The 12,262-nt window shown below is 39.5% G+C and carries 8 protein-coding genes; all 8 read left to right on the top strand.

Annotation, left to right across the window (positions count from 1 at the left end):
- The first annotated feature begins 179 nt into the window (after positions 1–179).
- The 8 genes from recQ to AC0KUU_RS09050 all read left to right on the top strand — a co-directional run bounded on the left by recQ (position 180) and on the right by AC0KUU_RS09050 (position 12,253).
- Complete coding sequence (recQ, locus tag AC0KUU_RS09085) at positions 180–2,315, top strand: DNA helicase RecQ (RefSeq protein WP_165575152.1); 2,136 nt, start codon at positions 180–182, stop codon at positions 2,313–2,315.
- Positions 2,316–2,429: 114 nt separating this feature from the next.
- The gene (locus AC0KUU_RS09080) at positions 2,430–3,806 is read left to right on the top strand and encodes a sigma-54 interaction domain-containing protein (protein ID WP_043982358.1); all 1,377 of its coding nucleotides are present in this window, start codon (positions 2,430–2,432) and stop codon (positions 3,804–3,806) included.
- A gap of 218 nt (positions 3,807–4,024) precedes the next feature.
- Positions 4,025–5,008: an agmatinase gene (gene speB, locus AC0KUU_RS09075; protein WP_043982360.1), complete on the top strand. Its 984-nt coding sequence runs from the start codon at positions 4,025–4,027 to the stop codon at positions 5,006–5,008.
- An 82-nt stretch (positions 5,009–5,090) separates the two neighbouring features.
- On the top strand, positions 5,091–6,539 hold the full coding sequence (locus AC0KUU_RS09070) for an aldehyde dehydrogenase family protein (RefSeq protein ID WP_043982362.1): 1,449 nt from the start codon (positions 5,091–5,093) through the stop codon (positions 6,537–6,539).
- A 20-nt stretch (positions 6,540–6,559) separates the two neighbouring features.
- Positions 6,560–7,921: a purine-cytosine permease family protein gene (locus tag AC0KUU_RS09065; RefSeq protein WP_043982364.1), complete on the top strand. Its 1,362-nt coding sequence runs from the start codon at positions 6,560–6,562 to the stop codon at positions 7,919–7,921.
- 209 nt (positions 7,922–8,130) lie between these two features.
- Positions 8,131–10,743: a helicase-related protein gene (locus AC0KUU_RS09060; protein WP_043982366.1), complete on the top strand. Its 2,613-nt coding sequence runs from the start codon at positions 8,131–8,133 to the stop codon at positions 10,741–10,743.
- Between the two features lie 115 nt (positions 10,744–10,858).
- Positions 10,859–10,993: a hypothetical protein gene (locus AC0KUU_RS09055; protein WP_255293610.1), complete on the top strand. Its 135-nt coding sequence runs from the start codon at positions 10,859–10,861 to the stop codon at positions 10,991–10,993.
- Positions 10,994–11,332: 339 nt separating this feature from the next.
- Positions 11,333–12,253, top strand: coding sequence for a 1,4-dihydroxy-2-naphthoate polyprenyltransferase (locus tag AC0KUU_RS09050; protein ID WP_025752322.1), 921 nt, complete (start codon positions 11,333–11,335; stop codon positions 12,251–12,253).
- The last annotated feature ends 9 nt before the right edge of the window (positions 12,254–12,262 follow it).

The following is a 12,262-nucleotide window of genomic DNA, read 5'->3' as shown; positions in this document are numbered from 1 at the left end:
GTGATAGGAAAGAGAGTTATAAATTGAGGGCTTTTCGCTTATCATTTTTCTATATCCTTAAATTCAACGAATTCTGTGCAACTTCCTCCAAGGTTTGATAAAATAAAACCCTACGTCTCAATTTCTTCTAATGAATCCCTCAACTACTATTTCTACTTATTTTAAAGGAGGACGCAATTTTGCAATTTGAACAAGCTTTAACACATTTACAGTCATATTTTGGCTATGATTCGTTTCGAAAAGGACAGGAAGAGTCAATTCGTTATGTTTTAGAAGGGCACAATACCGCTTGTATTATGCCGACAGGAGGAGGGAAATCGCTTTGTTATCAGATTCCTTCCTTGCTTTTAGAAGGTACGACCCTGGTTATTTCTCCGTTGATTTCTTTGATGAAAGACCAAGTCGACACGCTGAACGCTGCTGGTATTTCAGCCACGTATATCAACAGCTCGCTGACGCACACAGAGGTGCAGCAGCGCTTGGAAGAAGTAGCGCTTGGTGAATATAAGTTGCTTTATGTAGCACCGGAACGACTGGAGTCTCCGCAGTTTTTAGAACAGCTTCAAATGCTTCCTATCCCGCTTGTAGCGGTAGATGAAGCGCACTGTATTTCACAGTGGGGCCATGATTTTAGACCGAGTTATTTGCGCATCAATGAACTCATCAGCAAACTGTCTAATGCTCCGATTGTGATGGGACTGACGGCTACTGCGACGCCTCAAGTGCGTGAAGATATTTGCCGAGCTCTTCATATTAACGAAGAGTACACGGTGATGACTGGCTTTGAACGTGAAAATTTATCGTTTGCGGTTGTGAAAGGTCAGGATCGAATCAGCTATATCGAGCAGTATATCCGTAAAAATGACCAAGAAGCAGGAATCATCTATGCCGCTACGCGTAAAGATGTTGAAGAGCTTCATGCTAGATTGCAAAAGTCAGGAGTTAACGTATCAAAATACCATGCTGGTATGAATGGGAACAGCCGTGATGAAGAGCAGAACCGCTTTCTGCAAGATGATGTGCAGGTGATGGTGGCTACCTCTGCCTTCGGAATGGGGATCGATAAATCCAATATTCGCTTTGTTCTGCACTATCAGCTTCCGAAAAATATGGAAAGCTATTATCAAGAAGCAGGACGTGCTGGTCGTGACGGGCTGCCAAGTGAGTGTATCGTGCTTTATTCACCTCAAGATATTCGCGTGCAGCGCTTTTTAATTGAACAGTCAACGTCGAATCCTAAAAAGCAGATTCAAGATCTTGAAAAGCTGCAAAGTATGGTGAACTACTGTCATACAGAAGGCTGCTTGCAAGCGTATATTCTTCATTATTTTGGAGAAAGTGAAGCGCATGAATGCGGGCGCTGCAGCAACTGTACGGATGATCGTGTGGAAATAGACGTAACGGTCGATACGCAAAAAGTATTATCTTGTATGATTCGTATGGGCGAACGTTTCGGTAAAATGATGATTGCTCAAGTATTAACAGGTTCTCGAAATAAAAAAGTAGTTGATTTTGGTTTTGATAAACTGAAAACGTACGGCGTCATGAGCGACCGGTCGGCTAAAGAAGTGAGCGATTTTATTGAGTATTTGATTTCAGAGCAGTTTATTTTAGTAGGACAAGGGTCATTTCCTACCTTATCCGTAGCGGCCAAAGGAAAAGGCGTGCTTCTTGGTACGGAAAAAGTGATGAGAAAAGAACAAATGGAAGTGAAGCAAATTGTCCAAGACGACGAGCTGTTTGCTCATTTGCGTTCCGTTCGAAAGCAGTTGGCAGACGAAGCGGGCGTGCCTCCTTTTGTTATTTTTTCAGACGATACTCTTCATGATATGTGTTCAAAACTTCCGGTAACGCTTGAACAGTTCGCCACTGTAAAAGGAGTCGGAGAACAAAAACAAGAGCGATACGGAGAACGATTCACTACTGAAATCAAACAGTTTTGTGAAGAAAATCCAGACCGAAAACGAGAAGTTTCAGCACCTGCTCCGAAAAAAGCAAGAGCTTCATCAAAAGAAGGCTCTCACTTAATGACGTATGAGCTATTTCAGCAAGGAAAATCGTTAGATGAAATTGCTGCTGAACGTGAATTGAGCCGCATTACCATTGAAAATCATTTGTTTAAATGCGCAGAAGAAGAAAAAGAAATTGACTGGTCACCTTTTCTTTCAGAGGAGGACGAACAGCTTATTTTAGAAGCTGCTTCCTCAGTAGGCGATGAAAAGTTAAAACCAATCAAAGAAGAATTACCTGAAAACATTACTTATTTTATGATTAAAGTAGCGTTATTCAAACAAAAAATGAAGCAGCTATCTTAAACAAAAAGCTCCTATTAAAGGGGCTTTTTGTATTGAATAAGCGAGTTTACTGATAAAATAGAAAGTATAAATATTTGAAAAATCAGATTAAATAAAAAGGAGTACTGCACTGAGATGATTGAACGAGAGCTTGAAGCTATTTTGCATGCTTCTAACGACAATATCGTTATCACTGATGAAAAAGGGTGTATTTTACGAGCAAGCCAAAACTGCCGTGATATATACGGGTATGACGTGTCAGAGTTAGTGGGACAAACCGTATACGAATTGCAAGACCGCGGGATATTTTCACCTTCCGTTACGATTGAAGTGTTAAAGAAAAAGAAAGAAGTACAGCTGATGCAAAAAACAGAAACGGGCAAAGTGGTAATGGCAACCGGTATTCCCGTGTATGATGAACATCAGTGTATGAAAAGAGTAATCAGCTTTTCACATGATTTAACAGAGCTTCAGCGCTTAAAAGAAGATTATCAGCAGCTCGAAGTGAAAATGAAAACATATCAGCTGGAAGTGGAAGAGCTTCGGGAACAGCAGTCAAATGATATGGTCATACGAAGTGAATCGATGAAAAAGGTATGGTCCATTATTAATCGCGTGGCAGACAGCGATGCAACGGTTGTGTTGCTAGGTGAATCGGGTGTTGGTAAAACGGCTTTTGCCCGTGCTTTACACTATGGAAGTGAACGAAAAGAAGAGCCGTTTATTGAAATCAACTGCGGAGCCATTCCAGCTAGTTTGTTTGAATCTGAAATGTTTGGATACGAAGCAGGCTCTTTTACAGGTGCAAGTACAAAAGGGAAAATAGGAAAGTTTGAATTAGCTCATAACGGTACGCTTTTTTTAGATGAAATAGGAGAGCTCCCTGTTGATATGCAAGTGAAGCTGTTAAAAGTGCTGCAAGAAAAAACAGTCACCAAAATTGGAAGTGAACGAGCCAAACACGTAAACTTCAGGCTGATTGTAGCAACAAATCAGCCGCTTGAGAAAATGGTCAAAAAAGGAACATTTCGCGAAGATTTATTTTATCGGCTGCACGTTATTCCGATTACGATTCCTCCGCTTCGCGAGCGAAAAGAAGACATCACGGCACTGCTTTATCATGTGTTAAATAAACAAAATGAAAAATATAAAATGAAGAAATTTTTTCATGCAGAAGCATTAAATCAATTGGTTGAACATCCGTGGCCTGGAAATGTGCGCGAGCTAGAAAATACGATTGAACGCCTCGTGTTAACAACGGATGAAAACAGTATCTCGCCTCAAGACCTCCCGTTTCATGCAGAAAAGATCAGAAGTGAAAAAGAAGAATGGGAGACCCTAGATGTTTTAACCTCTCAGGGAATGACGCTTCAGCAAGCACTTGCAGAAGTGGAGAAAAACTGGCTGATTCGTGCTTATCGCCAGTGTCAAACGACGTATGAAATGGCAGATGCATTAGGAATCAGTCAGCCTACGGTTGTAAGACGTTTACGAAAGTACAATATTAAATAAGGAAAATATAATTCAAAATGAATTAACTGATTCAGTACTGAATCGGTTTTTTTTGTTTTGATTCTATTATGAATTGAAAATCGTCCATAATTGCACGAAATAGGGTGATGAAATTTGGCATGCATTTTGCATTAATAAAAAGTATCTAAATAAAAAGCGTCAGTATCTAAAATGATGATACGGCGCTAATGAATGAAACCCATTAGGAGGAATAAATCATGCCAAAATATCAGCCGAAAAATTCATTTGAATCTCCGCGTTTTTGCGGACCTCGAACGTTTATGAGACTTCCGTATGTAGAACAAGTAAATGCAGATATGGATTTTATTGTGACGGGTATTCCATTTGATTCAGGGCAATCTTTTCGAACAGGAGCACGTTTTGGGCCGGAAGCTATTCGAGATTTCTCCATTTTGCTTCGCCCGTATAACCCAGAACAAAAGATTAATATTTTTGACTACATTTCAGGTGTGGACTACGGCGATTTGGCAGTGGTTCCGGGATATATTTTAGAAACATATAAAAAAATTGAAGAAGGGTTAACACCGGTTGTGGATGAAGGAATTATTCCTATTTCACTAGGCGGCGATCATTCGATGACGCTCGGTGAACTTCGTGCCATCGCGAAAAAACACGGACCCGTAGCGCTTTTACAGTTTGATGCTCATTCTGATACGTGGGATAGCTATTTTGAACAAAAATACAATCACGGTACCGTGTTCAGACGAGCAATTGAAGAAGGGCTAATTGACGTGTCGCGTTCGATTCAAATTGGTATGCGAGGCGGTCTGTACGGCATTGAAGATTTAGAAGATGCAAAGAACTTAGGTCTAGCTCTGTATACGACAAATGAATATAAAAAACTGGGCGTTGAAAGAATGCTAGAAATTATTCATGAGCGTGTAGGAGAAGGACCCGTATTTTTGTCGTTTGACATTGACTTTTTAGATCCAGTTTACGCACCGGGAACAGGAACGCCTGAAGTATCGGGTGCAAGTATTGACGATGCGCTTCAATTCGTTCGTGGGTTAATAAATATTGATTTTGTCGGGTTTGATTTAGTAGAAGTACTGCCAGCTTATGACCATGGCCAAATTACAGCAGCAGCGGCCTCGAACATTGTTTATGAATTTATCACGCTTATCGCGTTAAGAAAAAAAGCAAAAGAAGAAGCAGCGCTGTTAGTGCAAGCGCGCGACTGAATATAAGCAAGGCGGTAAAAGTGGGAAGGTACTATGATCTTCCCACTTTTGTATAAGAGTTTTCTATAGGGAGTGTTGGACTATGAACGAGCAAGTAAATGTAACAGTAGATAAGAAGCAAGCAAAACCATGTAAAAGAGAAATACTCAACCCAGCGACCAATAAGATCATAGCGAAAGTATTCGATTCGTCGTTTCAACAAGTAGAGGAAGCGGTAGGTAAAGCAAAGCAGGCTTTTGAACAGAGTGAATGGAAGAAAAATAAATCACTGCGTGTAGAGGTGCTTAAGAAACTAGCAGATTTATTAGAAAATGAAGCGAGTATATTCGCTGAAACAGAAACATTAAATACTGGCAAACCGATAAAAGAAGCGCAGTTAGATATTGAAGATACGATTAATTGTTTAAGATATTACGCAAATTTAATAGAAGAAAACCAGCCGTGGACAAAGAACATGTTCGACGATACAAACAGTAAAATCATTCAAGAACCTATCGGCGTATGCGCGCTGATTGTTCCTTGGAATTTCCCTTTGCTGCTTGGTATGTGGAAGCTGGCTCCTGCCTTAGCAGCTGGAAATACAGTAGTGTTTAAGCCGTCAGAATTAACGCCACTTTCTTTTTTAAAGCTAGCTTCACTATGTGAAAAAGCTGGTATACCAGAAGGCGTGTTTAATTTACTTACAGGAGACGGTAAAGTGGGAAGCGCCCTTGTTGAACACAAAGACGTAGCCAAAGTCTCTTTTACAGGAGGATCAGAAACAGGCAAACGTATTTATCAGCAGTGCGCAAAAGAGATGAAAAGAGTTTCGCTTGAACTGGGAGGGAAATCTCCGCTTCTTATTTTCGAAGACAGTGAAATTGATATTGCAGTAGACTGGACAATGTTTGGGTCGTTTTTTAACCAAGGGCAAGTGTGTGTAGCTTCATCGCGTATACTCGTACATGAATCTATTTATAAGCCGTTTCTTTCTGCTCTTACGGAGACTGTTGCTGCTATAAAAATTGGTAACCCCTCAAGAGAAGAAACGGAAATGGGTCCGGTTATTAGCAAGGCGCATCTGAACAAAATACAGGATTTTATCAAGCTAGGTCAAGAAGAAGGCGCGAATTTATTAACAGGAGGAACGTTAATTGACTGCGAAGGTGGAAACTATATAAAGCCGGCTGTGCTCGTCGATGTGGAGCAGCATATGAAAGTCGTACAAGAAGAAATATTTGGTCCCGTTATTACCGTTCAATCTTTTTCAAGTGAAGAAGAAGCCATAGCACTTGCCAACGGCACGAGATTTGGTTTAGCTGCAGGAATTTTAACGAATGATGTAATGAAAGCAGAGCGAGTTGCTGAACATCTTCAAGCGGGAACGATTTGGATCAACGGCTACCATACGCCTCATATTGAAACGGCGTGGGGCGGTTTTAAAGAAAGCGGCATTGGCCGGGAGTTAGGTCCATCAGGATTAGCTGCTTTTACTGAAACAAAACATGTAAATACAAATTCCAAGCTAGCTCGAGCCAATTGGTATCAATAAAAGTGAAAGGTGGAATAGGAATGACAACAAAAAGTGGTCTCGCCCATGATGATGTGCAGCCGATTGCAATGAATAAAAGAAGTATGGGCTTCTTCTCTACATTTTCCATGTGGATAGGAGCCAATGTGGTGGTAACGACCGTTTTTACCGGAATGCTGTTTGTACCCGATATGACCTTTTTAAAGGCATTATTTATTATTGTGCTTGGCTCTTTAGTTGGCGCCATACCGCTCGTGCTGATGGGGAATATCGGAACTCGCACCGGTCTTCCAACCATGGTTTTGATGAGACCAGCTTTTGGACAAAGAGGTGCTATGCTTCCTGCTGCTGTTAATCTTATTACGTTAATCGGCTGGGCATGGATTCAAGCTTACATGGCAGGGCTAAGTTTAAATCATGCCGTTACTTTTTTGACCGGTTACAGCAATATCAATCTATTTACAATTCTTACTCAAGTGTTGGTAGTAGCTATTTCTATATACGGACATAAAGGTATTGAAGCAACGGAAAAATTAGTAGCTACGCTTATGGTCATTTTAGCAACCGTGGTGTTTAGCTATTTGTTTATTGAATTTGATGCAGCAAAATTAATTCAAATGAAAGCAAGCGAAAATCCTGGTATTACAGGGATGTTAGCTTTTGATATTGTAGTAGCTACAGCTTTTACGTGGATTCCTATTGTTTGCGATTATAACCGAAACTGTAAATCTGAAAAAACGGGCATTGCGGGAACTTATTTAGGGTATAACGTCGCAACTTTAATTGCGATGGGGTTAGGCGCAACGGTTTCTGGTTTTTCAATTCTCGGAAATATGACGCAAACGTATGACCCGGTAAATTTAATTGGCGCATATAGTCCGATGTTAGGGTTAGTAGCTGCCCTCGTAATTTTTTTATCGGTGCTGTCAACCAACGTAATGGTATTGTATAGCGCGACAATGTCTTATTTATCTATTTTTCCAAAGCAGAGGTTCTGGATACCGGCACTAACTACGGGAGTTGTCACAGTCCTAGGTTCTTTATTAAAAGAGTGGTTGATGACAAATTTTCAAAGCTTTTTGCTTATGATCGGTGTCTTATTTATTCCTATTATTGCGATTGTTCTTGTTGATTATTATATCATTCGCCGAAAACACTATGACGTTTCAGCTATTTTAGAAAAACAAAATAAACTGTACTGGTATACAAAAGGCTTTAACCTTCATGTGTATGTATCTTACATAGTGGGGGCTGTATTTGCCTACTATTTTACGTACGTTCACCCGCTAGCCACAGGCGCAACGATCTTAGCTTTTTTATTTACAGGTGTTTTGCATGTATTGTTAACCAAACTTTCACAGCTTTCCATCCCTTACTCAAAGGGGATCGACAAAAATGCTTGATATACGTTTAAAATAGACTGAATTATCAAAAATAATCAAAAAGCTCCTATTTAAAGGAGCTTTTTGTGTTAAAAATAGCTAAGAAATAAGCAAAAGCGGGGAAAAGAGAGGTTCTTGATCGAGCTGAAAATAAAGTAATAACATGTATTTGATTCTGTCAGGGGTCTTTCCTATAATAAATGTAGGAAAACTTTCCAAAGGAGAATTTTATGCTCGAATTAGAGGCTATTCAAAGCAGGGCCATTGAAAAAACTAAACATACATTACTACAGGATATAAAAAGCGTATTAGGTGAACAAGACGAATGTCCGGATTTTGAGACTTATTTAACAGACAGGCACTCTTTTATTAAAAAGGCCTGGGGAACTACGTGGAGAAAAGCAGTTGTTTCTTCTGTATCTAAAAAAAACAGAAAGTCATATTTAACAGAGAAAGGCTTTGAGGTAAAAGGGTATAAACCTCAAGCTATAGATAAGTTATTTGCTAAAGAAACAAGAAAGGGTATAGAGTTTGATGCTTTTTCTTGGCTAGAAAAACAGTACGGAAAGGGCAATAAAGCGGAGTGGCTATCTCTATATGGAGAAGCAAGAGCTGAATTTGCCGAAAAAGAAGAAGAAAGAAAAGAGAAAGAAAGACAGCAAAGTATTAATGATCGAAAAGCCAGGTATCAATTACAGTTAAATTTAGAAGCAGCTCCTATCTTGGAAGTAAATAAAGAGCTGTATTACCTACATATAAGAGAACAGCTTTCCCATCAGCTGTCAAAAGACATTAAAACAAACTCAAAGTATATTGAAAACTATGCGCCGCATACTGAACTTGAAGATGAATTAATAACAAACGGTGATTTAACACGCCATGATTATGAAACGGTTCATGACTTTTTTCAAGAGCTCACCGGCGGCGTAAGCTCAGAATTAGACAGATATTCAACGATTATCTTGTTTGAAACGTATGAAGATGTATACGAGGTATTTATCACCGATAAGATTTATGAAATCATTCCAACTATGATTATGGATGACCTTCCTGCTTCATTTAAAGAAGAATATAAAACTTATACAAATGCTTCGGTAACAAGAATGGATATTATAAAAGCACTTAGAAGTGATCTATCGGATTTGGTCTATGAATATAAAAGAATGCTCGTAGAAGAAAAGCTTTCCGATGTACTAGAAGTTTCAGATCACAACTTAACGATTGAAGAACATCAAGAGAGATATCAACAGCAGCTGGAAGAAAGAAGGTTACAACAAGAACGTGAACGTGAAGAAAAGAAAAAGCTGATTGAAGAAGAACAGCGACAGTTAAATTATATTTTTGGTGCAGAATACGAAATGGACCCAAGGAAAGAAACCGAATACATCCTTCATCTCGGTGATACAAACACAGGAAAAACGTATACGGCATTAAAGTCATTAAAAAAAGCTGCTTCGGGTAGTTACTTAGCGCCGCTTCGCTTGTTAGCTTTAGAAGTTTTTGAAAAGCTGAACAAAGACGGAGTTGCTTGTTCGTTAAAAACAGGTGAAGAAGAAAAGATTGTTGAAGACGCTCAGCATATGGCCGGTACCGTAGAAATGTTTAGCGAATTAGAACATGGCGATGTAACCGTAATTGATGAAGCACAGATGATTCAAGACCGAGACCGGGGATTTTCATGGTATAAAGCCATCACCCGAGCTAATGCCAAACAAGTTCATGTTATCGGGAGTTTAAGCATTCGAAGTATGTTAGAAGAGATGTTAGACGGTGTGATCTCAGAAATTCATGAGTATGAAAGAGATATACCTTTAAAAGTAGATCTTCGAAATTTCAAAATTGAACAAGTGAAACCCGCAGATGCTTTAATTGTTTTCTCGCGTAAGAAAGTGCTCCAGACAGCGGCTAAGCTAGAAAAAGATGGTCACAAAGTTAGCGTGATTTATGGAAGTATGCCGCCTGAAACGAGAAGAAAACAAATTGAGCAGTTCATTAATAGAGAAACAAATGTCATTGTGTCTACAGATGCGATTGGAATGGGATTAAATCTTCCAATTAGACGAATTGTCCTTTTAGAAAACATGAAATTTGACGGGCAAAAGAGGAGATTGCTGACTTCTCAAGAGTTAAAGCAGATTGCAGGCCGTGCTGGAAGGAAGGGCCTCTACAATGTTGGAGAAGTTGCATTCGCTAAAGATGCAAAGCAAATGAGAGAACTGTTATTTTCAACAGACGAGCAAATCAGCAAATTTTCAATTGCTCCTACTTCAGATATGCTAAGAAGATTTAAAGAATATCATCATGACCTCGGAACGTTTTTTGACATGTGGGCTAAATTTCAAAATCCAAAAGGTACACAAAAATCAAATTTGGCACAAGAACGTGAGCTTTATGAGGAAGTAAAAGACACGCTGATTGAAGCGAAAATGCCCATTGTTGATTTATACGGCTACTTGCAGCTGCCTTTTTCAGCAAAAGAAAGCTCTTTGAAAAAGCAGTGGGTTGCCAGCATGAATGCGATTGTTAACAGGGAAGAGTTACCTGAACCACGGATGATAGAAGGCTCATTGGAAAAATTAGAGCTATCTTATAAGGCGATTGGCCTGCATCTTTTATTTTTATATCGAATGGACAGAAGGCCAGAGGCTATTTACTGGGAGCGTGTCCGAGAAGAGCTTACAGATAAAATCCATAACGTATTAAGAAAAGATATGAAAAAATTTAAAAGAACATGCAGTACGTGTTCTAAAGACCTTCCTTGGAATCATGATCACGCCATATGTGATTCGTGTTTTCATAAAAGATTCCGCAGAAGACACGGAGACGAAGATTTTAATTACTAAGATGTAGTGATAAAAAGTGGCTTGTCCGAACGAGTTGGATTTTTGATTGAGAATCCAATTCGTTCGGCTTTTTTATTGTGAAGGCAGCTTTCATGTGTTTCGTTCCTTCTAGCAGTTGATTGGAGGGCAAGGCGAAGACTCCTGCGGGAAAAGCGGCACAGGTGAGACCCCGCAGGAGCGCAAGCGACGAGGAGGCTCACCGGCCGCCCGCGGAAAGCGAAGCCTTGCACGGAAATCAACTGCGGTGTAACAAGCAGTTCAGCTCGTGTATCCCATTTGTGCTTCTTTAGATGGGATTGATGTAGTTATGTCTCAATCTGCTTTTTCATAAAGGTTTTTTATCTTTTTCCTATGAATTTCTGCGTCAAAGCAGATTTTTGTAGAAAAAAATCGGAAATGTATAAGCGGTCATCTTGTAAAAAGAGCAATAAATTATTATGATATAGAGTGGAACTTATATTTTAAAGAGTTCCGTGATTTTTTTGTTGGGCGGACGTGTATTGTATTAGAGTAAGTTTGCTATCATTCGTTATATTAAAAGCGGCACTTTTAAATAGAGATACGGTTCGTAATAGAAGGGAAGAGGATGATGACAAGTCATAACAAAGAAAACAAAGCTGCAGTCGAGCAGTACAGTAAAGGGAAGATTTTGTGGCAATTAACCCGTCCTCATACGCTAACAGCATCGTTTGTACCGGTTTTAATTGGAACAGTTCTAGCCATGTTTTATGGCCATGTGAATGTTTGGATGTTTCTTGCGATGCTTTTTTCATGTTTGTGGATTCAAATTGCGACGAACTTATTTAACGAGTACTATGATTTTAAACGCGGGTTAGACACAGAAGACTCCGTAGGTATCGGAGGAGCCATCGTCAGACACGGCATGAAACCGAAAACGGTATTAAATTTAGCACTTATTTCTTATGGAATTGCTCTTATTTTAGGTGTATATATATGTGCAAACAGCAGCTGGTGGCTTGCTTTAGTTGGATTAGTAGGTATGGCGATTGGTTATTTGTATACGGGCGGACCGCTTCCGATTGCGTATACGCCGTTTGGAGAATTATTTTCAGGTCTTTGCATGGGCGCGATGTTCGTGTTAATTTCATTTTTTATTCAAACGAATACTGTAACGTCTGAAAGCATCTTTGTATCACTTCCGATTGCGATTTTAGTAGGTGCAATTAATTTGTCTAACAACATTCGCGATATAGAAGAAGATACAAAAGGCGGACGTCGTACGCTAGCTATTTTATTAGGTTCTAAAAATGCGATTAGATTTTTAGCTGCTTTGTTTGGCATTGCCTATATTTGGACCGTTGCATTAGTGGTATTCTTCGATATTAGCCCTTGGATTTTCTTAGTGTTTCTTAGTGCACCTAAGCCAATTCAAGCCGTACAAGCATTTGTACGCGGAGAGCTTATTGCAATGAAAGCAACTGCGCAAACAAATACGTTTTTTGGATTTACTTTATCAATTGGATTATTAATTGGCTATTTAGTAAGCTGATTGAGTGGA

It is taken from the genome of Priestia sp. ST2 (assembly GCF_055810735.1).
The sequence above is the reverse complement of the archived record's forward strand: the minus strand, read 5'-3'. Positions and strand labels throughout refer to the sequence as shown.